The following is a 26,701-nucleotide window of genomic DNA, read 5'->3' as shown; positions in this document are numbered from 1 at the left end:
GGCATGGGAAGTGACTCCTTGAGTGAAGAAAGCCCCGAGCGGCGCTTTCGCACTTTGTTTATCTCCGATGTCCATCTCGGAGCCCGCGGTTCGCAAGCCGACCGTCTGCTGGACTTCCTCCGCTCTCACGATGCCGACACGATCTACCTCGTTGGTGATATCGTCGATGGCTGGGCGCTGAAGTCGAACTGGTACTGGCCGCAGACCCACAACGATTTCGTGCAGAAGATGCTGCGCAAGGCGCGCAAGGGCGCCAAGGTGATCTACGTCCCCGGCAACCACGACGAGTTCCTGCGCAAATATTACGGCACCCATTTCGGCGGCATCGATGTGGTGGAGAACACTGTCCATACCGGCGCCGACGGCAAACGCTATCTCGTGATCCACGGCGACATCTTCGATCTCGTGGTGCAGAACGCGCGCTGGCTCGCCCATCTCGGCGACAAGGCCTACGACTTCGCGATCCAGATGAATCGCTTCGTCAACTTCTTCCGCAAGATGTTCGGCGTTCCCTACTGGTCGCTGTCGCAATGGGCCAAGCTGAAGGTCAAGAAGGCGGTGAACTATATCGGCGCGTTCGAGGCCACGCTTGCGGGCGAGGCGCGGCGCCACGGCTGTGACGGCGTGATCTGCGGACACATCCACTACGCGACGATTCATGACGAGCACGGCATCCGCTACATGAATTGCGGCGACTGGGTGGAGAGCTGCACCGCGCTCGCCGAGCACGAGGACGGCAGCTTCGAAATCATCACCTGGACCGATCCGGTGCGCCGGATCGCGCCAGTTCCGCGAGTGACGGCACGCGCTGCATGACGCATATCCTGGTCGCGACCGATGCGTGGCATCCCCAGGTCAACGGGGTTGTCCGCACGCTGACCATGATGGCACAGGCGGCGAAATCGCTCGGCGTCGAGGTCAGTTTCCTGACGCCGGACGAGTTCCGCACTTTCGCGATGCCGAGCTACCGCGATCTCCGGCTGGCGCTGCCGTACCGCGCCAAGGTCGCGAGCATGATCGAGGCGGCCAGGCCCGACAGCATCCATATCGCGACCGAAGGCCCGATCGGGATTTCGGTTCGCCGCTATTGCCGCAAGCACGGCCTGCCGTTCACGACGAGCTTCCACACCCGCTTCCCCGAATATGTCTCGGCCCGCACGCCGGTTCCGGAAGCCTGGGTGTGGCGCGCGCTGCGCTGGTTCCACAGGCCGAGCCGGGCGGTGATGGCGGCAACCCCGGCGCTGGCCGCCGAGCTGCGCCAGCGCGGCTTCCGCAACGTGGTGCTGTGGTCGCGCGGCGTCGATACCGCGCTGTTCCATCCACGCGACGTCGATCTCTGTTTGCCGCAGCCGGTCTATCTCAGCGTCGGCCGGGTGGCGGTGGAAAAGAACCTCGAGGCGTTCCTCGATCTCGATCTGCCCGGCACCAAGGTCGTGGTCGGCGACGGCCCGGCGCGGACGGCGCTGGAGCGGAAATATCCCGAAGCCGTCTTCCTCGGCGCCCGCCACGGGGAAGAATTGGCTGAAATCTATGCCGCGGCCGATGTGTTCGTTTTCCCCAGCCGCACCGATACGTTCGGCCTGGTGCTGCTCGAGGCATTGGCGAGCGGCCTGCCGGTTGCCGCTTTTCCGGTCACCGGTCCCCGTGACGTGATCGGCGCGGCGCCGGTCGGCGTGCTCGATGAGGATCTGCACCATGCCTGCCTGGAGGCGCTCAGCATCCCGCCGCAGGCCTGCGTCGATTTCGCCGCGCTCCACACCTGGCAGGCGTCGGCCCGGGTGTTCATCGAGCGCTGCATGAACATCCGCCCCGCGGCGCCCGACGGCGAGGGGGAAGTGTTCGAATTCGGCGCCGAGGAGCACCATTTCGCGGCCCTGCCGGCCCCGCATCCCACCTCACGCTAGACAAGTCACACTAAAGCGTCTTGCCGGGCTGCATCCCACCGCGATACAAATCGCAAATGACGGACACCGTTCTAAATCCACCCGTCGCTGCCGCGGACATCGATGCCGCCGCAAGGGTGGTCGCGCCGTTCGCGGTGCGCACGCCGCTCCTGACCTTCCCCGTTCTCAATGAACGTGTCGGCAGCCGGGTCTTCCTCAAGCCCGAGATGCTGCAGCGGACCGGGTCGTTCAAGTTCCGCGGCGCCTTCAACAAGCTCGCCTCGATCCCGCAGGACCAGCGGAGCGGGGGCGTCGTGGCGTTCTCCTCGGGCAATCACGCCCAAGGCGTCGCCGCGGCGGCAAAGATCCTCAACATGCAGGCGACCATCGTGATGCCTGCGGACTCGCCGCTCACCAAGCGCGAGCGGACCAAATCCTATGGCGCCGAAGTCGTGCTCTACGATCGCGATCGCGACGACCGCGCGGCGATCGCGAGCGGCATCGCCAGCAAGCGTGGCGCCACCCTGGTGCCTCCCTATGACGATCCCCTCGTGATCGCGGGCCAGGGTACCGCCGGCCGCGAGATCGCCGAGGACATGGCGGCGCTCGGGCTCACGCCCGACATCGTGGTCGCGCCGGCGTCGGGCGGCGGCTTGATCGCGGGGGTCGCCACCGCGGTGAAGGCAAAATATCCGCAGGCCCAGGTGATCGTCGCCGAGCCCGCGGGCTATGACGATCACGCCCTGTCGCTCAAGGTCGGGCATCGCGAGGCGCATGCGGTTGCGCCGCGCACCATCTGCGATGCGCTGATGGCGATGATGCCGGGCGAGCTCACCTTTGCGATCAACAGCAAGTTGCTCGCAAACGGTGTGAACGCTTCCGACGAAGAGGTTGGTGCAGCTGTTGCTTTTGCCTATCGCGAGCTGAAGCTAGTGGTCGAACCCGGTGGCGCCATCGGGCTCGCCGCGCTGCTTGCGGGGCGGATCGACGCCAAGGGCAAGAACGTCGTCATCGTGCTCTCGGGCGGCAATGTCGACGCCGACCTGTTCGCGAAGCTCGTCGCCTGAGATCGGCGTTTTGAAAAGCTGCGGGGGCAGGGCGATGGTCGCTCTTCCCCCGTTTCGTTGTGCGACGTGGCCGATCAGTGCCTGAAGCCGCCATGGTGGCCGCCGCCCATTCCGCCGGGATGCGAGCCTGACGGGCTTGCGTGGAACACGGCACGGCCACCCCCGCCTGATCGCATCCGGTCGACTTGCATAGTCTGCCGGCCGGTGCGGACGTGGTGCCGGTCGCCGTCCTTCATGATCGGGCTTGATGCGTTCTTGCCGGCATTTGCAACAGGAAGGCTCGCGATGTTGCCTTTGCCGATCGTGCTCGGCATCCCGGCCGGCTTCGCTCCGGGCGCGGGCATGTTGACGATCCTGCCGCCGCCGATCTGGCCATTGCCGCCGGCGCCCTGCAGGCCCGCCTTGACCGGCTGCAAGGCCAGACGATTTGAGAGCCGCGTGAATTGCATCAGCGGCACCGCCTTCGGCTGGGCCTGCAGCTTCAAGGCCTGCTGCGCGTAGGGACCGCCGGCGAAATTGTCGTGGAAGGTCTTGTAGGCGAACGGCGTGTTGGCAAGCACCGCCTTGTGCCATGCCGCGACCTGCAACCAGTTCGTCAGCAGGAAGCGGATACGGTCGCACAGCGGATCGCGCGGATAGAGCCGGATGAACTCCTCATAATAGTCCGGCCGGCCCTCCGACAGCACGAAGTCATAGGCCTGGCGCACCGAGCGATTCGGCAGGTTCGATGCCATCTGCACGACTGGGTCGTTCGCGGGCACACGCGATGACGCGACGGCGGTGTCGCCGAAGAAATAGAAATCGGAGGTCAGCGACGAGCTTTCCCACGGCGTTTGGCGGCCGTCGGTCGTCGAGTTGACCTCGAGGCGAATGCGCTTGAACAGCTGCTCGATCGGCAGGTTGGGCTCGCGCGCCAGCCGCAGGAAGGCGTTGGTGTAGGGGCTGTGGCCGTTGCTGCCGTCCTGCGCCTCCATGCCGGGCGCGGTCGAATAGCCGACGATCGAGCCGTTCGGTGCGTCGACGACGGCAAGGCCGCGGCCGGCGTCGTTGACGTTGGGAAACGGGTTGTTGCGGCAGGCATCGAGCACCACGATCCGCATCCGGCTCGGGATGTTCTCCAGCGTGCCCATCACGTCGACGAGGCGCACCGAATTGCCGTCGAGGTCGGACGGCGTCGCGATCTTCGCATCGACCGGGATCAAATAGTTCTCGCCGGCGAGCTGCACGCCGTGGCCGGCGTAGTAGATCATGGCGACCGTGCCCGGGCCACGCGCCGCGACCTTGTCGGAGAAATCCCGCAACACCTTCACCATGTCGCCCTGCCGGAGGTCGGTCGCGGAGATCACCTCGAAGCCGGCCGCGTTCAACAGCTCGGCCATCGACTGCGCGTCATTGCCGGGATTCGCGAGTTTTGGCGCATTCTCATAGTTCGCATTGCCGATCACGAGCGCCACGCGCTGCTCGGGGCCGCGTAGTACAGCCGGCGTCGCTGCGGTCGGTGTTGCCGGCGAAGCGGTCTGATCGATGGATGGCGCCGGTGCCTGCGGTGCGTTGCCGACGGTGACGCCGGTGGCCTCGGCAAACGCTGTGCCGGGCGCAGCAAGGATCAACAGGCCGAGCAAGGCGGCCGATATCATGATGGATGTCAGGCGGACCATCGCGCGCTCCCAATGCTGATCCCGGTGCGGACCGGTCGCAGGGGAGGCTAGACGCGGATGCGGCCGCGGTACGTGAGCTGGGTCACGGAGCGTGGGCGGTCAATCGGAGGTGAAGGCGTAGCGTGAGCACGCCTGCGCTTACGAGAAGAACGCGATCTTCTCGGCCTGAGTCATGCGGCGGATCGGCGCGAGCGGATCGTTGGCCGCGACGTTCGGCTTTTTCAAAAGGCCGCTGGCGATGATGGTGGAGCCGAGCGAGACCTCTGCCGCAGGAGCCGGCGCAGCCGCAACGGTCGGCGGGAGAGGCGGTGGCACCGCCGCCGGAGCCGCTGCAACCGCCGCTTCCACCACCAGTGCTGGCTCGAGCTTGTCCTCGACCTTCGGCTCGGGCTCCGGTGCAGGCTCGGGCTGAATGGCCGGTGCAACCATTTCGGGCTCTGGCTCGGCGGCCATCGCTTCGGCGACACGCAGCTCCTCGGCGGCGCGCATTTCCTCGGCGATCGCCTCTTCGTCGACCGGATCGGGTGCGCCCATTTCCATCGCGATCAGGTCGAGCACCGCTTCGTCATGGGCGTCGGCGGCCGCCTCGTCGGTGACGCGGGCGAGTTCGGCGGCCTCGGCTTCGGCCAGTGCGGCTTCAGCCTTGAGCCAGGCTTCGCTCGGCTGCGGCATTGCCACCGCGGCAGCCTCGGTGGGCGGCGTTGCAGCGGGCATCGCGGCTTCGGCGGTCGGCGCTGCAGCGGCTTCCTGAGGCGGTGTCGACGGCGCGGCCGCCGACGTCGCATCGGGGACCGCGCTCTCTGCGGCGCTTTCGGCTGACGGCGGCGGTGAAGCAGTGGCCGCTGCCGGTTCCGCAACCGGTACTTCGGCCATGACCGGCTTGGTCGCAGGCATTGCCGCCTTGTCCGGATCGAACTCGCTGAGCCGGCGGGCCAGCCCCGCGAATGCGGCATCCAGCACGGCCTTGGCGTCGTCTATCGAAACCTGTGACGCGCCGGCCTCGATCGCGCTGGCCTGCGAATCGATGATGTCGCAGATCCGCCCATCATTGCCGATCTCGCGCAGCCGCCAGGAGATCTCCCGGATCACCCGCACGCCCTTGCGCACCGGCGCGAGATTCTGTTCGAAGCTGACGCCGTCGAGCGCTGTGATGGCGGAGGCCTGGGCGGCCTCGATCGCGCCGCGCAGCGCGGCCAGCGCTTGCGCCAATTGCTCGTCCCTGACGGCAGCTTGGGCAGCCTGCCGCTGCGCGCTGAGGCTGTCCTCGATCCGCGCCACGGCATCGAGCACCATGCGGGTGTCGGCGTTGCGGTTGCGCTTGGCATATTCGCCGAGGAACCAGCGGCCCCGCGAGGTCTCCATGAAGGCCGCGCTGATCGCGGCATAGTCCTCCTCGCTCGGCAGGGCCGCGCGGGCGGATATCGGCGACAGGGCGAATGCTTCTTCGGCCATCACAATCTCTTCGCGCAAATCACAGCGCGTTACGCTAACGATCACCACGATATCGCGCGAATCGCAATTGAATTGATGTCTTCCGAATCACAAATCCCCATTGCAGCAAAGGTTGCATCGCGGCGATTCGCGCGAAGGCTCGCGGCATTCTACGCCACGCTGTTCGGCATGACCGGGGTCCATCTGCCGTTCTTCACGGTGTGGCTGAAGGCGATCGGGATCGATGCCACCTGGATCGGCATCATCACCGCCGTGCCGCCGGTGACGCGCTTCACCGTGCTGCCGCTGGTCACAGCAGCCGCGGAACGGCGCCAGATGCTGCGCGGCGCGATCATCGCTACGGGAATAGCCACCGCGTTCGGTTTTGCCGTGATCGGCACCCAGCACCAGCCGTTCGTGCTGCTCGCGGTCTATGCGCTGACCTGCTGCGTCTGGACGCCGATGGTGCCGCTCACCGACGCCTACGCGCTGCGCGGCGTCAGGCAGTTCGGCCTCAGCTATGGGCCGCTGCGGCTCTGGGGCTCGGCCGCCTTCGCGGTCTGCGCGCTGATCAGCGGGTTCCTGCTGCGCTATGTCGCGGAGGTCGACCTGATCTGGATCATCACGGCCGTGACCGTGCTCGGCGCGCTGGTCGGGTTGACCTTGCGGCCGCTGGGCCGCCCGGTCGCCACCGTAGCGCACGCGGCCGGTTCGCCGCGGCTCCTGCGCAATCCCACCTTCCTTGCGATCATCGTGTCCTCGGCGCTGATCCAGGGCAGCCACGGCGCCTACTACATCTTCGCCTCGATTGCCTGGCAGCAGGCCGGCTTCAGCGGCCTGACCATCGCGGTGCTCTGGGTGCTCGGCGTAATCGCCGAGATCGTGCTGTTCGCTGCCTCGCCACGCTTCACGCTGCCGTCGGCGGTGCTGGTGATGATCGCGGCCGCCAGCGCCGTCGCGCGCTGGGCGATCACGGCGCAGGACCCGCCGCTTGCGGTGCTGGCCGTGGTCCAGCTCGGACATGGCTTAAGCTTCGGTCTGACCCAGGTCGGCATCATGGGGCTGATGGTGCATCACGTGCCGGTTCATGTGATGGCGCGCGCGCAGGGCTATCTCACCGCCTGCGGCGGCATCGTCGCCAGCACCACGGCGATCGTCAGCGGCATGGTCTATGCGCGCTTCGGGCTCGGCGTCTACGACATGATGGCCGCGATGGCGGCGGCAGGCGGGCTCGTGATGTGGCTGGCGCGTCGTCGCCTAACCCATCATCATCCCCACAGCGCCGCGTCGGGCGGATAGACCAGGCTGCCCTCGTAGCGCAGGCCATTGTCGCGGTCCTTCGCCAGCAGCAGCGGACCGTCGAGATCGACGAAGCGCGCGGCTTGCGCGATCAGCATCGCCGGCGCCATCGACAGCGAGGTTGCGACCATGCAGCCGATCATGATCTCGAAGCCGAGCGCGCGGGCGGCGTCCGCCATGGCAAGCGCCTCGGTCAGCCCGCCGGTCTTGTCGAGCTTGATATTGACCGCGTCATAGCGGCCGCGCAGGCCCGCGAGCGAGGCGCGGTCATGCACGCTCTCGTCGGCGCACACCGCAACCGGGCGCTTGATCCGCGCCAGCGCCTCGTCCTTGCCCGCCGGCAGCGGCTGCTCGATCAGCGTGACGCCGGCATCGGCGCAGGCTTTGAGGTTGGCGGCAAGGTTGTCCTCGGTCCAGGCTTCATTGGCATCGACGATCAGTTCGGAGCGCGGTGCCGCCTTGCGCACGGCGGCGATCCGCGCGCCATCGCCGTCGCCGCCGAGCTTGATCTTGAGCAGCGCGCGATGCGCGGCCTTCGCGGTGGCCTCCGCCATCACTTCGGGTATCCCGAGCGAGATCGTGTAGGCGGTGGTGCGGGGTTCCGGTGCGGGCCGGCCGAGCAGGTTCCAGATCCGCTGACCGGCGCGTTTGGCCTCGAGGTCCGCCAGGGCGCAGTCCAGCGCATTGCGGGCGGCCCCAGCCGGCATCCGCCCCTGCAAGGCCGCGCGATCCATGCCGCCGGCGAGCGGCTCCTGCATCGCCTGGATCGCCTCCAGGGTTGCCTCCGGCGTCTCGCCGTAGCGCGGGTAGGGCACGCATTCGCCGCGGCCGATGAGGCCGCCCTGGCTGACCTCCGCAACCACGACGACGGCCTCGGTTTTGGCCCCGCGGCTGATCGTAAACGAGCCTGCGATCGGCCAGCGCTCGATCCGAGCATTCAAGGAAATGGTCTGGGACGGGCTGGAAGTCATTTTAAAGTCTACTATTTCCTGAACCGTAGCTTGCGACGCGCAACCAACTATGGCTGGTTAGTGACAGATTCGACAAGCCGATCCGGGATCGCCGGAGATCTGCGTGAGCGGCGGCCAGCCGGCTTGAGGGGTGGGCAAAAGGTGAGCGGCGACCCGACACTGGAGCGGATAGCCCAAGGCGAAGGACTGGCGTTGTGCGCGGCGGGCAACTGGACCGCCCGCTTTGCGCCGGCGCTCGAGCGGATCGTCTCCGACGCCGAGAAGCTGCGCGGCAGCCGTCCCCACATCTTCATCGACGTGTCGCAGGTCGCGAGCCTCGACACCTTTGGCGCCTGGCTGATCGAGCGGCTGCGCCGCAGCCTGAGCGATGCCAGCGCCGAAGCCGAGATCGCGGGCCTCTCGGCTAACTATTCCAGCTTGGTCGACGAGGTCCGCCGCGTCGGCCCCGCGCCCAAGGCGGCGCGCGAACCGCTGCTGATATCGGGCATGCTCGAGCAGATCGGGCGCACCGTGGCCGGGATCGGCGGCACCATCATCGGGCTGGTCGACATGCTCGGCGCGGTGCTGGCCGCGGCTGCCAAGGTGCTGATCCATCCGCGCAGCTTCCGCTTCACCTCGACGGTGCATCACCTCGAGCAGGTCTGTCTGCGCGCGGTGCCGATCGTGGTGCTGATCACCTTCCTGATCGGCTGCATCATCTCGCAGCAGGGCATCTTCCATTTCCGCAGGTTCGGCGCCGACATCTTCGTGGTCGACATGCTGGGCGTGCTGGTGCTGCGCGAGATCGGCGTGCTGCTGGTCGCGATCATGGTCGCGGGCCGCTCAGGCTCGGCCTATACCGCCGAGCTCGGCTCGATGAAGATGCGCGAGGAGATCGACGCGCTGCGCACCATGGGCTTCGATCCGATCGAGGTCCTGATCCTGCCGCGCATGCTGGCGCTGGTGCTGGCGCTGCCGATCCTGGCCTTCCTCGGTGCGATGGCCGCGCTCTATGGCGGGGGCCTGGTGGCCTGGCTCTATGGCGGCGTCGATCCGGAGGCCTTCCTGCTCCGCCTTCGTGATGCCATATCGATCGACCATTTCATCGTCGGCATGGTCAAGGCGCCGGTCATGGCGGCGGTGATCGGCATCGTCGCCTGCGTCGAGGGGCTGGCGGTGCAGGGCTCGGCGGAATCGCTCGGTCAGCACACCACCGCCTCGGTGGTGAAAGGGATCTTCTTCGTGATCGTGATGGACGGCGTGTTCGCGATCTTCTTCGCCTCGATCGGGATGTGATCATGGCGGAAGAGGACAACGACGCCATCATCCGGGTTCGCGACATCACCGTGCAATTCGGCGAGACGCGGGTGCTCGACGGCCTCAACCTCGACGTCAAGCGCGGCGAGATCTTGGGCTTCGTCGGGCCGTCGGGCGCCGGCAAGTCGGTGCTGACCCGCACCATCATCGGGCTCGTGCCGAAGGTCTCCGGCAGCATCGAAGTGTTCGGCGTCGATCTCGATGCCGCGAGCTCGTCGCAGCGCCGCGCCGTCGAGCGGCGCTGGGGCATCCTGTTCCAGCAGGGCGCGCTGTTCTCCTCGCTGACGGTGCGCCAGAACATCCAGTTTCCGGCGCGCGAATACCTGCGCGTCTCGCAGCGGCTGCTCGACGAGATCATGGTCGCGAAACTGGTGATGGTCGGCCTCAAGCCCGAGGTCGCCGATCGCTATCCGTCGGAACTGTCCGGCGGCATGATCAAGCGCGTCGCGCTGGCGCGCGCACTCGCGCTCGATCCGGAGCTCGTGTTTCTCGACGAGCCGACGTCGGGCCTCGATCCGATCGGCGCCGGCGATTTCGACGAGCTGGTGCGCACCTTGCAGCGCACTTTGGGGCTGACCGTTTTCATGGTAACCCACGATCTCGACAGTCTTTACACCGCGTGCGACCGTATCGCCGTTTTAGGGAACGGTAAGATCATTGCAGCAGGATCGATCGCCGACATGAAGGCATCGCAGCATCCATGGCTGCAGCAATATTTCAACGGCAAGCGCGCCCGAGCCGTTGTGGCCTAGCCCATGATCCCGCAACGAGGAGACCGGTTTTCGGACGAGATCATGCGCCAACAGGAAATTCGACGGGCTCGCGCGGACTGGCTGCGCGGGAGCCCAAGAGTGAATAACGCGAGCAATTGATGGAAACGCGGGCGAACTACGTCTTGATCGGGGCTTTCACGCTGGCGGTGATCGCCGCCGCGTTCGGCTTCGTGCTGTGGTTCCAGAGCCTGCACACCACCAAGCAGCGCAGCCCGTTGCGGGTGATCTTCGAGGGGCCGGCGTCGGGCCTGCGCAATGGCGGCAATGTCAATTTCAACGGTATCCGAATAGGGGAAGTGGTTTCGGTGAAGCTCGACAACCCGCGGCGCGTGGTCGCGCTGGCGATGATCGAGAACAACGCACCGCTCCGCAAGGACACCCTGGTCGGCCTCGAATTCCAGGGGCTGACCGGCGTCGCGGCGATCTCGCTGAAGGGCGGCGAGGAGGCCGCCCCGCCGGTGCCGCTCGATGAAGACGGCATCCCGGTTCTGACCGCCGATCCCAACGCATTGCAGGACGTCACCGAGGCGATCCGGGCAACCCTGCAGAACGTCAACCGCATCGTCGCCGACAATCAGCAGTCGGTGAAGAATTCGCTGAAGAACCTCGAGGTCTTCACCGAGGCGCTGGCGCGCAATTCCGAGAAGATCGACAACGTCATGGTCAAGGTCGACGGCGTGATGGCCAAGGCCGATAATCTGATGCTGGGCCTCAATGCGATCGCCGGCGGCAACAACGGCAGCGAGCTGAACCAGATGGTGAAGTCGATCCGCGAGCTCGCCGACAATGTCGACAAGCGCTCCAATCTCTTGATCAACGACGGCCGCCGCACGCTCGCCGACATCAGCCGCGCCGTGAACAATTTCGACCGCAATCCGAGCCGGGTGATCTTCGGCGGCAGCAACAACGCCGCACCCGAGCCCGCGCCGGCTCCGGCCGCCGCAGCGCCTGGGCCGCGGCGCCGGCAGTAGGCTGCGCCGCCTGCTCGGTTTCGACGACCCTCGCACTTCTATTGTGGCGCGGCCTGAGTTGGCTCCAGTGCTTCAGGAGCGAAGCGGCGATAGCGGGGATCCGCGTCCGGGTGCTCCGAGCGGATCGTCAAGCTGCGAATGCGGTGGGGATTGGATGTGGCACTGACGAGGCCCGGCGTGCCCGACCATTTATTGGACGCATTGTGGGGCTCATCGGAGGCAGGCCTGACCGGCGCCGTTTGAACGACATGCGCATCGGGTGCGGGCTTGGCGTCTTCCGTTATTTTGATGGTCCGGATCTTGGACGGCTGGATCTGATCCGCCGTCGCAACCGCGGCGAACCCGATTGTCTGCAGCACCGTCAGCGCAACGACGGAGTACCAGCCTGCGAGCAGCATCCGAGGCCTCTCAGCTCGTTCTCGGGCAATTTATCCCTGCATCGGTCAAAAGCAAAACGGAGGCATTGCTGCCTCCGTTTCCGGTGTCACGATCGTCGGGCGCTTACCCCAGCCGTCCCGCGGCGTGCGCGAGCAGGGTGTAGACCAGCCCGGTCTCCGAGGTGAGGTGGCCAGCCAGCTCCTGCTGGCCGCGGCCTTCGCGGGCGACTTCGTCGAGCAGGCGCTCGAACTCTGCGATGTAGCGGTCGACCGTCTGCTTGAAGCCGCGGTCGGCGCGGTACTTGCGGGCCACTTCGTCGAACGCCTTCTGGCCGGCCGGCGTGTAGAGGCGCTTGGAGAACGCCTTGTTCTCGCCGCGCTGGTAGCGATCCCACATCTCGGCCGCCAGGGTGCGGTCCATCAGCCGGCCGATGTCGAGCGACAGCGACTCCAGCGGATTGGCGGCCGGCTGCTGCTGCGGACGCGGGCGCTGCTGGGCGTCGCGGCCCTGCGGGGCGGGCGGCGGTGCGTCGCTGCGGTTGAGCAGGTCGGACAGCCAGCCGTCGGCGTTGTTGGGGCCGGCCGGGCTGACCGAGGGGGCCTCGGTGCGACGCGAGGCCGCCATGCCGAGATCGGGCGGCGGCAGCGTCGAGGCGCTGTTGCCGTTGTCACGGATGCTGTCCCGCATCCGCACGTCGGCACGGCCGCCGGCAGCAGCCATCACCGGCTCCTCGTGGCGCACGCTGGCGCGGGTGGTCGAGACCACGTCGAGCCCGCGGCCGTGATGGGCGACGATGCGGTTCAGCTCGGCGAGCGCCTCGATCTGGTCGACGATCACCTTGCGCATCTGCGCGGTGTTTTCGGCAGCCTCCTGCGGCATCTCGAGCACGCCGCGGCGCAGCTCGTTGCGGGTGGCCTCGAGCTCGCTGTGCATCTCGCTCGCCATCTGCTTCATCGCCGTGACCATCGCGGAGAACTTCTCCGTCGATTCCTTGAACATCGCATCGGTCTCGGCGTTGCTCTGCTGGTAGAGCTCGTTCATGGCGTCGACGGTCTGCTGACGCTCGTTCTCGGCCGCCTGGCGCACCGCCTCGAACTGCCGGCTGATCGCAGCCGAACCCGCGCCTGCGGTCTCCGCCACCACGCGCGCGATGTCGCGGGCGCGTTCCTCGGCCGCGCCGAGCGATTCATCGAGCAACCCGGTGAAGCGCGACAGCCGCTGGTCGAGATCGGTGGTGCGCAGGTCGATGGTGGTGACCAGCGCTTCGAGCGCCGACTTGCGCTCGCTGACGGAAGCCGTCGTGGAGCGGTTGGCCTGCTCGACCACGGCAGCCGCCTCGATCAGCGCCTTGCCATGGGTCTCGAACTGGCTCGACAGCGCGCCGAGATCTTCCAGCGCCTTGCCGGTCTTGCTGTTGAACACCGTGAGCTGGTCTTCCAGCGTCTGGGTCGCCACGCCGTTGCGCGAGGTGACGTCGTTCATGGCGGACACGAAGTCGGCCACGCGGGTCACCAGTGCGCGCTCCAGCGAGTTGAGGTTGTCGTGGGCGCCGGTCAACACCTCCTGCAGCAGGATGTTGCCCTCGCGCAGCCGCTCGAACAGCGCCACCGTATCGGTGCGCAGGATCTTGCTGGTCTCCTGCATCTCGGTGACGGCCGAGATCGAGACCTGGCGCGACTGGTCGATCGCCGCGCGCGAGGCCTGCTCGAGCTCCTTGAGCGACTTCGCCACCGCGCCGGTCGCCTGATCGCCGGCCGAGGTGATGTTGCGCGCGACATCGCCGCCATGCGCCGACATCGACTGCGAGAAGGCGAGGCCACGGGTTTCGATCGCCTTCAGCGCGTCTGCCGTGGCGCGATCCATGTCGGCCGACAGTTGCGTGGTCTTGGCGGTTAACGCCTCGACCAGCGAGCCGCGGCGGCCGTCGACCATCTGCGACAGACGCTCGGCCTGCTGCTGCACATAGGTGACGATCTCGTCGGTCTTGCCGGTCATCGCCGAGCCGAACGCGCTGGTTGCGGACAGTACCGAACGCTCGATGTCGGCGGAGGTCGTCTTGACCTTGGTCGAGACCTCGTTGGACATGGTGATCAGTGCGGCCTGTGCGTTCTGCGCAGACGTCTGGATATTGTCGGTGGTCTTGGCCGTGACCGAGCCCAGCGCGCGCTCGATATCGGTCGAGAGCGTGCGGATCTGCGCGGCGGCATCGGCGGAGGTCGCCGCAAACGAGCTCTGGGCTTCGCGGGCGCTGCCCAGGATGGTCTGCGCGGTCTCGGCGCTGGCGGTGGTCAGCGAGCGCTCGATCTCGACGGAGATCGTGCGGATCTGGGCTGCAGCCTCGCTCGACGTTGTGACGAACGAGTTCTGGGCATCGCGGGCACTGCCGAGGATCGACTGGGCGGTGTTGGTGCCGACCGACGTCAGGGTGCGCTCGACATCGGCTGCCAGCGACTTGACGTGGTTGGCGGCATCGGTCGACGCGGTGACGAGGGTGTTCTGCGCCTCGCGAGCGCCGGCCGTCAGCACCTCGATGGTGCCGGAACCGGCCATCGACAGCGCGCGCTGGATGTCGGCGGCAAGCGACGACACCTTGCTCGCTGCGTCGGTCGACGCATTGACCAGCGTGCTCTGCGCTTCACGCGCACCCGATGTGATCGATTCCGCGGTGGCGGAGCCGGCCATCGACAGCGAGCGCTCCATGTCGGCCGCGAGGGTGCGGACCAGATCGGCGGCCTCGGTGGATGCACCGGCCAGCGTGCTCTGGGCTTCGCGCGCGGAGGCGACGACGGCTTCCGCGGTGGCGGAGCCGGCCATCGACAGCGAACGCTCGATGTCGGCCGACAGCGTGCGGACCAGGTTGGTGGCGTCGGTCGACGCACCGGCCAGCGTGTTCTGCGCCTCGCGGGCGGAGGCGACGATGGATTCCGCGGTGGCGGTGCCGGCGGTCGAGAGCGAGTGCTGCATGTCGGCCGCGAGCGCGCGGACCAGGTTGGCGGCTTCGGTGGATGCACCGGCCAGCGTGCTCTGGGCCTCGCGGGCGGAGGCGACGACGGCTTCCGCGGTGGCGGAGCCGGCCATCGACAGCGAGCGCTCGACGTCGCTGGCGAGCGACTTCACCTGACCGGTGACGTCGGTCGAGGTCGAGATCAGCGTGGTCTGGGCCTCGCGGGCACCGGTCATGATCGCTTCGGCGGCGGCAGAGCCGGACATCGACAGCGATGCCTCGACATCGGCGGCCAGCGACTTGACCTGGCTTGCGGCCTCGACCGAAGCGCTGACCAGCGTGGTCTGCGCGTCGCGGGCGCCCGACAGCACGGAGGCTGCGGTGGCGCTGCCGGCCGCCTGCAGGGTGCGTTCGACGTCCTCGGACAGCGCCTTGATCTGCGACGCAACGTCGCCGGAGGCGGAGACCAGCGAGACCTGGGCATCGCGGGCGCTGGTGAGGATCGAGTTGGCGGCGCTGGTGCCGACCGCAGTCAGCACGCCCTCGACCTCGACCGAGCTCAGCTTGAGCTGGTTGCCGACATCGGCGGACACGGTGAGCAGGGCCTGCTGCGCGGTGCGCGCGCCGGTCTGGATGGTTTCGCTGGTGTTGACCACGAGGTTGGTCAGCGAGCGCTCGGCATCCTCGACGTGCGACTTGATGCTCGACGACAGCAGCTCGGCGCGGGACATCAGGTCCTCGCTGGCCTGGCGGCCGCTGCTCTCGATGCGGCCGGCGACGGCCTCGACGCGCGAGCCGAGCAGGTCCTCGAACTGGGCGACGCGGGTATCGATGTCACCGGCGATGACGCCGACGCTGCTCTCGATGCCCTGCTGGATGTCGGCGAAGCGCGCCGAGATCGTGTCGGTCAGGTTCGAGCTGTGGCCACTGATGGTCTCGACGAGGCGGTTATTGTGACCGTTGATGGTGTCGGCGAGGCGGGTGCTGTGGCCGTTGATGGTGTCGACGAGGCGGATGCTGTGGCCGTCGATCGTCTCGGTGACGCCGTTGATGCGGTGATCGACCGCGGCGATCGCCTGCACGGTGCCCTCGGTCAGGGTCGTGGTGAGCAGGCCGAGACGCGAGTCGATCGAGTGGATCGCCTGGGTGGCGCCTTCGGTCAGCTGCGTCGCGAGCGTGCCGAGGTGGCCGTCGATGGTGTCGGTGACCGACTTGGCGCGGCTCTCGAAGGTGACCTCGAGCGTTTTCATGCGGCCGTCGATCGCGTCATCCAGCGACTGCAGGCGGCCGTCGAATGAGCCGATCTTGCTGGCGAGCGAAGAGTCGAACGAGGACAGCTTGTCGGTCAGCGAGGCATCGAGCGTGGAGACGCGGCTGCCGAGCGTGGTCTCGAACTGCAGCAGGCGCTGGTCGAGCGAGGCGGTGATCTCGCCGCTGTTGGTGGTCACGCGATTGTCGAAGGTGTCGACATAGGTCTTCAGGCTGTCGGCGATGTCCTGGGTCCGCTGGCCCATGCGCTCGACGATGTCGCCGCCGAAGGTCTTCACCGTGCGGTCGAATTCCGAGATGTGGCGGGTGATCAGCGCGCCGAGCGTGCCGGAGTCGCGGGCGAACTTCTCGGCGAGCTCGCTGCCGTGGTTCTTCACCAGGTCGTCGAACGCGCTCATCTGCAGCGACAGCGAGTCGTGCGCCGTCTCGGTCTGGCCCACCACCTTGGCGACCAGCGAATTGACGGTGACGTCGAGCGCTTCGCTCGCCCGGTCGCCGGACGTCATGATCTGGCCGGCGAGGCGGTTGCCTGCGTCGTCGATCTTGCTGACGAGGTCGTTGCTGCGCAGCTCGAGCTCGAGCAGCAGCGAGTCGGCGGAGTTCTTCAGCGAGTCGTGGACCTCCTCGGTGCGGTCGGAGATGCCGTCGACGATGGCGGACGAACGTTGCTCGAACTCGCCAGTGATGCGGTCGACGCGCTCGTTCAGCATCTCGTGGACGCGGTCGGCCAGATCGACGAACTCGTCATGGACGTGGCCGGTCTTGAAGTTGAGGCTGGTGGTGAGCCGCTCGGAGGCGTCCATCACCGCGCGCGTGGTCTCGGCGCTGGCTTCCTCGAGGCGATCGAGCAGGTCGCCGCCGCGCTCGCCGAGCGCGAGGATCATGTTGTCGCCAGCATGGCTCAGCGCGGTCGTGATGTGCTGGCCGCGCTCTTCCAGCGCGCCGGTGATGCTCTTGGCGACCTCGTCGACGCGCGAGGCGATCGCGTCGGAGATCAGCGCGATGTCGTGGCGCAGGTCGATCTGCACGCCGGAGATGGCGCTGCGCACCTGCTCGGCCTGGCCGACCAGATTGTCGCGCTGGTGGGCGATGTCCTGCAGCAGCGCGCGGATGCGCACTTCATTGTCGGAATAGGCGCGTTCGAGCGCCGCCACCTCGTTGGCGACGAGGGTCTCGAGCTCGCCGGCACGCGCAATCGCGCGCTCGACGCCGTCGCCCATCGCCGCGACTTCGCGGCGGATCGCCTGGCCGACCGTCACCATGGAATCGGCGGCGGCGTTTTCCGGCTCGGAGAATCGCATCGCGACCTGCGCCATCGATTGCGCGATCATCTGCATGCGTTGGCCGTGCGAGGCGAGGCTGGCGAGGTAGTAGAACAGCAGAATCGGAACGGCGAACAGCGCGGCGAGGCCGGCGAGCACCAGCACGCCGGTGCCCTGGGCCATCGACGCCTGCAGCGCAGGCCAGAACGCGACGGTGAGGATGACGCCGCCGAGCAGCCAGGCGCCGGAGCAGACGAAGAACAGCGTGAAGGCGTTGCGGGTACGCCCTCCCTGCAGCGTCTGCAGCATCTGGCCGATGGTCTCGCGATCATCGTTGGCGGCGCGGCGCGGAGCGCGCGGTTCCTCGATCGGCTCGAACGCCGAGCGGTCGGTGTTCGGACGCTGATCGAACGATGTGGCGGAAAAATCCGAAGCTGACGGCGGCAGGCTGGGCGGCGCCGCGCCTTCGTTGAGAGCACCGCGGCTTTCGGCGCCCTGTTCGCTGATGTTGAGGGCTTCCTGGATGGCAGAAAGCGCGACTTCGGTGGGATCTTTGACCTTCTTGGGAGTGTTCGCCATGTTCAGTCTGAGCCCTCTCACTATTTTACGCGTCGGCGAGCCTGCGATCGTCCCCACGCAAGCTCGAAGCCGGTGCCCACAAGCGGAGCGCAAGCGCCCCCTCGGCGGCTTGTCCGCTACATCCGCAAACATCCTATGGGGAGAGTGATGCGAATGAAATGCTTGCGATTAATACTTTCTTAATCATCGTTAACAGCTTTGCGCCATAAGGCCTTATGGGTACTCGAAATTCCTGCCGCAGAGGGTCGATTGTGTCCGGAAATTGTCCAGAATCGGGCGGTTTTGCCGATCATCCCGACAACAATTCGTTAACCAGTTTCGTGATTGGCTCGCCGATGGTCCGCCGGGGAAGACCCGGCAGAGACGACAGGGACAGGCCATGCCGCTTCATCTCGAACGGGTTGAATGGACGCAATCGCCGCCGCTCGCGCCCGGCGACGGGCCGATCGACGTCGATCACCTCCGGCGCATGACGCTGGGCGATCTTGCCCTGGAACGGGAAGTGCTGGCGATGTTCTCCACCCAGTCGGCCCGGATCCTTGGCGAGCTGGCTGCCCTGCCGCAGGAGGCACCGACCCATGCCCACACCCTGAAGGGATCGGCGCGGGCGATCGGCGCCTTCGGCGTCGCCGAGGCTGCCGCCAACCTGGAAACCGCGCTGACCGGTGGCTCCGATCCGGCCCAACCGCTCGCGGCGCTCGGGGCCGCGATTGCCGAGGCGCGTACCGCGATCGAGCTGATTCTCGGCCGATCCTAGGCCTCCGGCATCCCCTCGGCCTGCCGCCACGGCGCAGGCGCCGTCCTTTCCCCGCCGGCAGGTTTTCGGTCTCCGCGCTGGCGCTGCGCGGATCGACCCGTTATACGACTGCCCGGGACCTTTCCATCCATCGTCCGGCGCATTCCGGCAGCACGAGCAATCATGGCCAAAATCCACTTTATCGACCATACCGGCGAGAAACGCACAGTTGAGATCGAGAACGGCGCGACGGTGATGGAAGGCGCGATCCGCAACGCCATTCCCGGTATTGAGGCCGAATGCGGCGGCGCCTGCGCCTGTGCGACCTGCCATGTCTATGTCGATGAAGCCTGGCGCGAGAAGGTCGGCGCGCCGTCGCCGATGGAAGAGGACATGCTGGATTTCGGCTTCGACGTGCGTCCGAATTCGCGGCTGTCCTGCCAGATCAAGGTGAGCGACGACCTCGACGGACTGGTCGTATCGACGCCCGAACGGCAGGCCTGAGCTCCGTTACTCGCCGTCCGGATTCACCCCGCGACGGATCCAGCGGCGGAAGTTCTCCTTGACCTCCGCCGGCAGCGGCGTCGGCCTGCGCGTGGCCTCATCGATCATCACAGTGACCGCCTTCGCCGACGCCACGCATCGCCCTTCCGAAAACACCACCTGATCGAAGGTGGTCGATGTCCGTCCGAACTTGACGAGACCAAGCCCGAGCTCGATCTGGCCCGGCCAGTGCAGTTCGGCGCGGAAGTGGATGTCGAGGCGCACCATGATCCAGCCGAGTCCCGCCGGCATCAGCCCCATGCTGCGATCCTTCACCAGCGTGACGCGGCCGGTCTCAAAATAGCTTGCATAGACGGCGTTGTTGACGTGGCCGTTGGGGTCGAGATCGGCAAACCGCACATTGTCGGACAGCCGATAGGGGAAATCTTCCAGGCGCGGCGTGTCATCCACGCGGACAGGGGCGTTCACGAGAATTGATCTCCGTCAGTTTCTGTCCATACAGCCGAGTTACGAAGGCTCTGCAAGGGGTTGCCGCGGCAGCCTCTACCCCTATTATGCATGTCCCGATCCGGCCATACTTGGCTGGGCAGGCGCAAGCCGCCCCGCCAATCTCAACTTGAAAAGAAGCGGATATGAGCGAAGCGATCAAAACCGATGTGCTGATTATTGGCGCGGGCCCCTGCGGACTGTTCGCCGTGTTCGAACTGGGCCTGCTCGACATGAAGGTGCATCTGGTCGACATCCTCGACAAGATCGGCGGGCAGTGTGCCGAGCTTTATCCCGAGAAGCCGATCTACGACATTCCCGGCATTCCCTTCGTCACCGGCCAGGGCCTCACCGATCAGCTGCTGGAGCAGATCAAGCCGTTCAACCCGACCTTCCATCTCAACGAGATGGTGGAGAGCATCGAGAAGATCGGCGATCCCCTGTTCCGCGTGAAGACCGATGCCGGCAAGGAGTTCGAAGCCAAGGTCGTGGTGGTCTCCGCGGGCGGCGGCTCGTTCCAGCCCAAGCGTCCGCCGGTGCCGGGCATCGAGGCCTATGAAGGCACCTCGGTGTTTTACGCCGTGCGCAAGATGGAGCAGTTCCGCGACAAGAACATCCTGATCGTCGGCGGCGGCGACTCCGCGCTCGACTGGACGCTCAATCTGCATCCGATCGCCAAGCGCATCACGCTGCTGCATCGGCGCGACGATTTCCGCGCCGCGCCGCACAGCGTCGAGCAGATGCGTACGCTGGTTGCCGACGGCAAGATGGATCTCAGGATCGGCCAGGTCACCGGGCTCGAGGGCGCCAACGGTCAGCTCTCGGGCGCCGCCCTGAAGGGCAACGACAACGCGATGTCGACGATCGCCTGCGATACGATGCTGCCGTTCTTCGGGCTCACCATGAAGCTCGGTCCGGTCGCGAACTGGGGCGTGGCGCTGGAGAACAACCTGGTGCCGGTCGACACCGCGGCGTTCGAGACCAACGTTTCAGGCATCTTCGCGATCGGCGACATCAACACCTATCCGGGCAAGCTGAAGCTCATTCTCTCCGGCTTCCACGAGGGCGCGCTGATGGCGCAGAAGGCGCACCGCTACGTGTATCCGGACAAGCGACTGGTGTTCCAGTACACAACCTCGTCATCAAGTTTGCAGAAGAAGCTTGGCGTGAACTGATTCCGCTCCGGCAGCGACCAATGCCGGGGGCATGGGCCATGTCCCGCGCGGCGCGGGCACTGGAAGGCTCCGTCAAATGGCCGTAGTCTGCGCGTAGTCGAGTTTGTCGATTGATCAGGTGATGATGATGCGGAACACGCTATCCAGACTTCGGCTGATCTTGGCGCTCGCAGCGGCCTTTGCGCTGGCTGCTCCGCTTGCGGCGGCCGCGGCCGAGCCGTCGGCGGCCGGCCTCTGGCAGAAGATCGAGGACGGCAAGCCCGAAGGCTGGTTCCTGGTGATCGAGCGCAACGGCCTGTTCGAAGGCATGATCGCAAGGATGTTTGCATCGCCCGGCGATCCGCCCAATCCGGTCTGCTCGAAATGCACCGACGATCGCAAAGACATGCCGTGGCTCGGCATTCCGCTGATCCGCGACATGAAGCGCAACGGGCTCGCCTATGAAGGCGGCAACGTGCTCGATCCGCGCAACGGCAAGATCTACAAGGCCAAGATGACGCTGAGCGCCGACGGGCAGACGCTGACCATGCGCGGCTATCTCGGCATCTCGCTGTTCGGCAAGGACGAGGTCTGGACCCGGCTGCCCGACACCGCGCTGGCGCAGCTCGATCCCGCGATCGTCGCCAAATATCTGCCGGCGCAAGCCGCTGCGGTGAAGCCGCCGGCGCCTGCGCCGTTGCCTGCGACGAAGCGGCACTAGGACGTTTCACGCTCCGATCCGGATCAGGTGCGCGCGCGTTCACCCTCGTGCGGCGCGCGCGTTCAGCGCTGCTCCGGCGCGGTCGGCAATGGTGCGACCGGCTCGGACAGCACCTCGGGCACCGCGGTGTTCAATTGCAGCACGGTGGCGGCCGCGGGCACCGCCGCATCGGCCATCGCCGCATGACCTTCGGCGCTGGGATGCACCGCGCCGCCATACACCGCCGACAGGATGCCCCATGTCGCGTCGTGGATGTCGGTTGGCTGCATCGAGGACGGCAGGCCCTGCGGGTAGGTCATCGCCGCGAAATAGCTGTCATTGGCGTCGCGGATCCAGCGCGCACGAGGCAAATAGGCGCGGTATTCGCCGGCGCTGCGGCCGCATTTCAGCGGCTGGCTCGCCGCGGCGACGATGTCGGAGACGAAGCTGTCGCCGTTGGCGGCGAAGCAGTCGCGGTCGAATTCCGGATCGGTCGAGGCGCGCGCGCAGAAGCCGTGGCTTGCGAACGCGTCCTGATGCGCATCGACGAAGGTCATGCGGTCGGCCTGCGGATTGCGGCAGATGATGCCGGACTGGCACTGCGCGATCGCCTTGAGCTGCGGCAGGAACTCGTTCTGCACGAAGCTCGAGACCGAAGCGAGCCGCTTGGGATCGGCGTTGAACGAAGGATGGATCTCGAAGCCGGCGCGGCCGCCGGGGCAGGGCGCGCCGCCATTGGCCAGCGCCGGATTGGCATAGGCGGTGTAGATCACGCGCGACAGGTCGCCGCCGAGCAGCGGCTTCAGCGCATCGCGCAGCTTGGCGAAATCGGCCGGCAGGTCGCGCGCCAGCGCCGAACGCGCATCGTCGACGCTGGCCATCGAGCCGCCCTGGCTGAACAGCGCGCGTTCGGTCGGCGTGTCGACGATCACGTTGGCGACGAGGCCGGAGAAGTAGATGTCGTTGGCGCCGATCGACAGGAGCACGAGATCGAGCGCGCGGTCGGGCTGCCGGCGCTTGGCCGCTGCGAGTGCCGCGCGCAACTCGGCGATCTGGCCGTTGACGGTACCCGAGCAGGTGTTGGCGGTCTTCGTCGGCAGGCACTCGCGCGCCTGCTGCGAGCCGAGCAGCCCGTCGGCGATGGTCGCGCCGGTGCAGGCCAGCGGCAGGTAGGTCACCGCGATGTGCGGATATTGCACGGCGAGCGCAAGCGCGGTGCGGGTCTGGTAGCTGTACAGCGAACGATGGCATGCCGAGTTGAGCCACAGCGCGCTATGGCGCTGCCAGTTCGTCAGGGTGTCCGGTGCTTCGCAGGCGCGCCCGCCTTTGAAGCCGGCGCGGCTCGGCCGGTAATATTGCGCTCCGCCGAGATAGGAGCGGAAACAGAATCCGTCGTCGGAGAGTGCAATCGCGCGATCGGGATTGCCTTCGCCGGACGCGATGCTGTCGCCGAGGCCCGCGATCAGCAGGTCGCGTACCGCGATCTGCGTCGTCACGCGCTGGTTGGCGTCCGAGCCGCTCGCGACCTCGACGGTCGCGACCGTGGTGCGGCCGTAGCGGACGCGCAGATTGACCGGCTCGGCGCAATCGAAGGTTTGGGATTGCGGCCCGTCGCCGTCGTCGAACGACCAGGCGCAGGTCGCCCCGACCGGAACCGGGCCGGTGAGCCGTACGGTGATCGGATGATCGATCGGCGTCAGGTAGCTTTCCTTGACGTTGTCGCGGGTGCAGGGCTCGCTGACGCGGCCCTGCAAGTCGATGCAGAGCCGGTTCACCGTGTTGCGCGCCCAGCCGCGGCCGTCGCTTTGCAGTTCCAGCGCCTGTTCCGAAGCCAGCACGCTGCGGCCGAGCCCGCTTTCGACATGCAGGCGGAAGTCGCGCTCCTCCCGGAACAGGCGGAAGCGGTTGCGGACCTCCCAGGAGATCGAGAGCTGGTCATCCTGCGCCTGCGCGGCCGTCGGAACCAATACCGCGGCAAGCGCGCTGCCGAGCAGCACGCTGCAGACCGTCACACGAAACGAAAATCGAACCAAAAAGCCAATCATGGCGCGGTTTGACGCGAGTGGTACGGCGAAAATAAGAGAAGCGGCAGCAGGGACCAAAAATCCGGGATCGAAACCGGGACCGAGGGGCTGATAACGTCGCTGTTACCGTCTCAGCCGCCTGATCTGCTGCTGCCGGCTTTCGATCGGTTGCCGCACGGTCGCCGAAGCCGTGCAGGCTTGGCTTAATCTCTTTCGTTCCTGCCATGGCCGCACCACGTTGAGCCACAGCTCGCGCATGCCCATGATCGAGATCGAGATCCCGAACGGGATCAGGAAATAGAGGATCCGGAACACCACCAGCGTCGCCAGCAATTGCTCCTTGCTGAACTCGGGCAGCGCCACCAGCATCGCGGCGTCGAACACGCCGATCGAGCCCGGAGCGTGGCTTGCGAAGCCGAGCAGCGTCGCCAGGATGAACACCACCGCCAGCGAGACGAAGTCGATATGCGGCTCGGTCGGCATCAGGAGGTACATCGCGAGCGCGCAGAAGCCGAGATCGACCACGCCGATGATGATCTGCAGCAGCGTCAGCTTGGCCGAGGGCAGCACCACCTTCCAGCCGTTCTGGCCGAGCTCGCGGCGCTTGTCGCCGGTCAAGAGCCAGACGAAATAGGCGCCGATGCCGGCAAGGCAGCCGAGCGCGATCAGACGGTTCATCGCCGGCGGCAGCAGATCCATCGCCGATGCGGCCGCCGGGTGCCAGGCCATGCCGAACCCGAGCACGAACAGATTGCCGAGCCAGAAGGTCAGCCCCGACAGAAAGCAGATCTTGGCGACGTCGATCGCGGAGAGGCCGTAGTCGGAATAGATCCGGAAGCGGATCGCGCCGCCGGTAAAGACGGTGGCGCCGATGTTGTGGCCGATCGTGTAGCTGGTGAAGCTCGATAGCGCTGCAATACGGTAGGGGACGTGGGTCTTGCCGATCGTGCGCAGCGCGAAGAAGTCATAGAAGGTGAGGGTGCAGAACGCTCCGACCACGCAGAGCGCAGCGAGCGCGATCCGGTGCGGCGCGATGTCGGTCAGCGCGGTGAGGATGATGCCGGTATCGACGCCCTTCAGGGTGTGGACCAGCGTCGTGATCGCGAACGCGATGATCAACACACTCGCGGCGATCCCGAGCCGTTTCCAGCCGATCGTTTCCTTGAAGCCACGCCTAAGCGCGGTCAGCAGCCGAAGCATTCATCCTCCCGGCAGGGACAATTTCAGTGGGACCCGGTCACGAATGGCGACGGGTGACGGGCAAACGCACCGTACGCGATGACCCATAAGGCAAAACCGATGCGTTGTGCAGCCCTTGACAAGCCAAGGTTCGGCTCCCGTCCAGCGTCATTGTCATACGCCCTACATATGTTCTCGCTCTGCGGAATGTGAGTCGCGGCCATGTCCGCTGCGGCCGCGGACCAGGTGCATGTTCCGGCGTTTCAGCCGGTTTTGTCGCGCTTTTTGCCGATTTTTGCTATCGCCGCGGGGCTGTCGGAGCGAAGCGAATAGACGGTATGCATCAGCATGGGGACATTGAAGGCGGCCGCGGCGTTTACCAAAGCGTGAAGTCGATGCGTGCATGCGCGTGACGGGCTGTGGATCACCGTTTGGGCGGGAATGAGGCGCCCTGGGGGGCGGTCCGTAGGTCTATTGAGGCAAAACGCCGCGCAAGATCGCTGCGGCCGCACGGCCCGCGCAACCTGGCGATGTCATACTTCGATCAGTAGCGAAGTGTTACTGTGAAACGAAGACCTACCTCTGGCATTGGTCGCGAAGAGCGAGGTCAAGACCATGCAACAGACATCCCCGAACGTCCGGCGCGTGCCGGACCGGCGCGCGGCACCGCATCGGCGGACGGCCGGGCTGGCGGCGACGTTGACGCTCGCTGCCATGAGTCTCGGTTACGGCGTCGTGCAGCTCGACGTCACCATCGTCAACACGGCGCTCAACGCCATCGGCGGCTCGCTCGGCGGCGGCGTTGCCGAACTGCAATGGGTGGTCAGCGCCTACACCATCGCGTTTGCCGCCTTCATCCTGACCGCCGGTGCGCTCGGCGACCGGATCGGCGCCAAGCGCATCTTCATGGCCGGCTTTGCCATCTTCACCGCTTCATCGCTCGCCTGCGCCGTCGCGCCCGACGCCGTGACGTTGATCGCCGCGCGCTGCGTGCAGGGACTGGCCGCAGCGATCCTGGTGCCGAACTCGCTGGCGCTGCTCCGCCACGCCTATGCGGACGAGACGGCGCGCGGACGCGCGGTCGGCGTCTGGGCCGCAGGCGCGAGCCTTGCATTGACCGCCGGCCCGTTCGTCGGCGGCGCGCTGATCACGCTGGTCGGCTGGCGCGCGATCTTCCTGGTCAACCTGCCGATCGGCCTCGCCGGGTTGTGGCTCGCCTGGCGCTTTGCCGGCGAAACCACCCGCCATCAGCAGCACAGGCTCGATCTGCCCGGGCAAATTGCAGCGATCGCCGCGCTCGGCACGCTGGCCGGCGCGCTGATCGAAGGCGGCGCGCTTGGCTGGAGCAGCCCGTTCGTGGTCGCAGGCTTCGCGCTGGCCGCCGTGTTCTCTGTGCTGTTCGTCTGGCGCGAGGCGCGCGCCGCGCAGCCGATGCTGCCGCTCTCGCTGTTCAGCCACCGGATGTTCGCGCTGACCTCGATGGTCGGCCTGCTGGTCAACGTCGCATTCTACGGGCTGATCTTCGTGCTCAGCCTGTACTTCCAGCAGGTCAACGGATTGTCGGCGTTTGCAACCGGCCTCGCATTCGTGCCGATGCTCGGCGCAGTGCTGCCCGCCAACCTGATCGCGCCGCATGTCGCGGAGCGGATCGGCGCGCCGTCGGCGATCGCGCTCGGCGCCGCGATCTCGGCCGCCGGATGCCTGGCGATGCTGTTGATCGGTCCAGGCACCGGCTATCGCGCGATCTGCCTGCAACTGCTCGCGATCAGCGGCGGCCTCGGCCTGCTGGTGCCGCCTTTGACCTCGACGCTGCTCGGCAGCGCCGAGCCGCAGCACGCCGGAATCGCGGCCGGGGTGCTGAATGCGACCCGCCAGACCGGCAGCGTGCTCGGCGTCGCGCTGTTCGGCTCGATGGTCGGCCGCTCCGCGGCCTTCATCGCCGGCCTGCACGCGGCCCTCGTGATCTCCGCCGGCGTCTTGCTTGCTGCCGCCGCGCTGGTCTGGATCGGTGCCTCATCACAAGCGCGGCGGTGAGTGAAGCCAGCTCCTGACGCGCGGCCGCCCATCGGTGGCCGAGGCTGCGATGAGATCGAATTGCGTGGGAGGAGTGCGGTTTTCCTCGACGGTATCGTGCGCA

General features: G+C 66.7%; 20 protein-coding genes. 12 read left to right on the top strand and 8 right to left on the bottom strand.

Features of this window, described 5'->3' with window-relative positions; all coding sequences use genetic code 11:
- Positions 1-3: 3 nt before the first annotated feature.
- The 3 genes from CK489_RS34795 to CK489_RS34785 are packed head-to-tail and all read left to right on the top strand — an operon-like array spanning position 4 to position 2,950.
- A complete protein-coding gene (locus CK489_RS34795; protein WP_021078021.1) occupies positions 4-816 on the top strand; it encodes a UDP-2,3-diacylglucosamine diphosphatase in 813 nt (270 codons plus the stop codon).
- A complete protein-coding gene (locus CK489_RS34790; protein WP_095735448.1) occupies positions 813-1,904 on the top strand; it encodes a glycosyltransferase family 4 protein in 1,092 nt (363 codons plus the stop codon). The genes CK489_RS34795 and CK489_RS34790 overlap by 4 nt, the downstream gene beginning before the upstream one ends.
- 56 nt (positions 1,905-1,960) lie before the next feature.
- On the top strand, positions 1,961-2,950 hold the full coding sequence (locus tag CK489_RS34785; protein WP_050631171.1) for a threonine/serine dehydratase family protein: 990 nt from the start codon (positions 1,961-1,963) through the stop codon (positions 2,948-2,950).
- A gap of 74 nt (positions 2,951-3,024) precedes the next feature.
- On the opposite strand, the gene CK489_RS34780 is transcribed toward CK489_RS34785, so the two are convergent.
- Both CK489_RS34780 and CK489_RS34775 read right to left on the bottom strand, forming a co-directional pair.
- Entirely contained in the window at positions 3,025-4,608 is a 1,584-nt protein-coding gene (locus CK489_RS34780; RefSeq protein WP_245350625.1) for a caspase family protein, read from the bottom strand.
- Positions 4,609-4,746: 138 nt separating this feature from the next.
- Positions 4,747-6,060 (bottom strand): hypothetical protein, encoded by a 1,314-nt coding sequence (locus CK489_RS34775; RefSeq protein ID WP_095735742.1) that lies wholly within the window; start codon positions 6,058-6,060, stop codon positions 4,747-4,749.
- A 75-nt stretch (positions 6,061-6,135) separates the two neighbouring features.
- On the opposite strand from CK489_RS34775, the gene CK489_RS34770 reads away from it, so the two are divergent.
- Positions 6,136-7,338 (top strand): MFS transporter, encoded by a 1,203-nt coding sequence (locus CK489_RS34770; protein WP_095735447.1) that lies wholly within the window; start codon positions 6,136-6,138, stop codon positions 7,336-7,338.
- Here the strand turns inward: CK489_RS34770 and dgcA are convergent.
- Positions 7,308-8,309, bottom strand: a complete 1,002-nt coding sequence (gene dgcA / locus CK489_RS34765; RefSeq protein WP_095735446.1) for an N-acetyl-D-Glu racemase DgcA — start codon at positions 8,307-8,309, stop codon at positions 7,308-7,310. The two genes, CK489_RS34770 and dgcA, sit on opposite strands and share 31 nt — an antisense overlap.
- Positions 8,310-8,450: 141 nt before the next feature.
- Here dgcA and CK489_RS34760 point away from each other — a divergent pair, with 141 nt between their 5' ends.
- From CK489_RS34760 to CK489_RS34750, 3 genes are all read left to right on the top strand, one after another.
- A complete protein-coding gene (locus CK489_RS34760) occupies positions 8,451-9,584 on the top strand; it encodes an MlaE family ABC transporter permease (protein ID WP_050631175.1) in 1,134 nt (377 codons plus the stop codon).
- A gap of 2 nt (positions 9,585-9,586) precedes the next feature.
- Positions 9,587-10,357, top strand: a complete 771-nt coding sequence (locus CK489_RS34755; protein ID WP_095735445.1) for an ABC transporter ATP-binding protein — start codon at positions 9,587-9,589, stop codon at positions 10,355-10,357.
- A 119-nt stretch (positions 10,358-10,476) separates the two neighbouring features.
- Positions 10,477-11,349, top strand: coding sequence for an MlaD family protein (locus CK489_RS34750; RefSeq protein ID WP_050631176.1), 873 nt, complete (start codon positions 10,477-10,479; stop codon positions 11,347-11,349).
- Between the two features lie 38 nt (positions 11,350-11,387).
- Here CK489_RS34750 and CK489_RS34745 read toward each other — a convergent pair whose 3' ends face one another.
- Complete coding sequence (locus tag CK489_RS34745; RefSeq protein WP_095735444.1) at positions 11,388-11,747, bottom strand: hypothetical protein; 360 nt, start codon at positions 11,745-11,747, stop codon at positions 11,388-11,390.
- 103 nt (positions 11,748-11,850) lie between these two features.
- The gene (locus tag CK489_RS34740; protein ID WP_095735443.1) at positions 11,851-17,781 is read right to left on the bottom strand and encodes an apolipoprotein A-IV repeat region-like domain-containing protein; all 5,931 of its coding nucleotides are present in this window, start codon (positions 17,779-17,781) and stop codon (positions 11,851-11,853) included.
- Positions 17,782-18,160: 379 nt separating this feature from the next.
- On the opposite strand from CK489_RS34740, the gene CK489_RS34735 reads away from it, so the two are divergent.
- Positions 18,161-18,538: an Hpt domain-containing protein gene (locus CK489_RS34735; protein ID WP_095735442.1), complete on the top strand. Its 378-nt coding sequence runs from the start codon at positions 18,161-18,163 to the stop codon at positions 18,536-18,538.
- A gap of 162 nt (positions 18,539-18,700) precedes the next feature.
- Positions 18,701-19,021 (top strand): 2Fe-2S iron-sulfur cluster-binding protein, encoded by a 321-nt coding sequence (locus tag CK489_RS34730; protein WP_095735441.1) that lies wholly within the window; start codon positions 18,701-18,703, stop codon positions 19,019-19,021.
- 6 nt (positions 19,022-19,027) lie between these two features.
- Here CK489_RS34730 and CK489_RS34725 read toward each other — a convergent pair whose 3' ends face one another.
- Positions 19,028-19,489: an acyl-CoA thioesterase gene (locus tag CK489_RS34725; RefSeq protein ID WP_050631080.1), complete on the bottom strand. Its 462-nt coding sequence runs from the start codon at positions 19,487-19,489 to the stop codon at positions 19,028-19,030.
- Positions 19,490-19,653: 164 nt separating this feature from the next.
- Here CK489_RS34725 and CK489_RS34720 point away from each other — a divergent pair, with 164 nt between their 5' ends.
- Positions 19,654-20,682 carry an NAD(P)/FAD-dependent oxidoreductase gene (locus CK489_RS34720; protein ID WP_095735440.1) on the top strand — a complete coding sequence of 343 codons (1,029 nt, stop codon included), beginning with the start codon at positions 19,654-19,656 and terminating at the stop codon, positions 20,680-20,682.
- A 127-nt stretch (positions 20,683-20,809) separates the two neighbouring features.
- A complete protein-coding gene (locus CK489_RS34715) occupies positions 20,810-21,382 on the top strand; it encodes a DUF2147 domain-containing protein (protein WP_198961114.1) in 573 nt (190 codons plus the stop codon).
- A 62-nt stretch (positions 21,383-21,444) separates the two neighbouring features.
- Here the strand turns inward: CK489_RS34715 and CK489_RS34710 are convergent, their stop codons facing one another.
- Together CK489_RS34710 and CK489_RS34705 are read right to left on the bottom strand one after the other, a co-directional pair.
- Positions 21,445-23,406: an SGNH/GDSL hydrolase family protein gene (locus CK489_RS34710; protein ID WP_198961102.1), complete on the bottom strand. Its 1,962-nt coding sequence runs from the start codon at positions 23,404-23,406 to the stop codon at positions 21,445-21,447.
- Positions 23,407-23,508: 102 nt separating this feature from the next.
- Entirely contained in the window at positions 23,509-24,585 is a 1,077-nt protein-coding gene (locus CK489_RS34705) for a lysylphosphatidylglycerol synthase transmembrane domain-containing protein (RefSeq protein WP_050631078.1), read from the bottom strand.
- Positions 24,586-25,179: 594 nt separating this feature from the next.
- Here CK489_RS34705 and CK489_RS34700 point away from each other — a divergent pair.
- Positions 25,180-26,598, top strand: a complete 1,419-nt coding sequence (locus CK489_RS34700) for an MFS transporter (RefSeq protein ID WP_095735740.1) — start codon at positions 25,180-25,182, stop codon at positions 26,596-26,598.
- The last annotated feature ends 103 nt before the right edge of the window (positions 26,599-26,701 follow it).

This window comes from Bradyrhizobium sp. UFLA03-84, assembly GCF_002289535.1.
GTDB lineage: Bacteria > Pseudomonadota > Alphaproteobacteria > Rhizobiales > Xanthobacteraceae > Bradyrhizobium > Bradyrhizobium viridifuturi.
The sequence above is the reverse complement of the archived record's forward strand: the minus strand, read 5'-3'. Positions and strand labels throughout refer to the sequence as shown.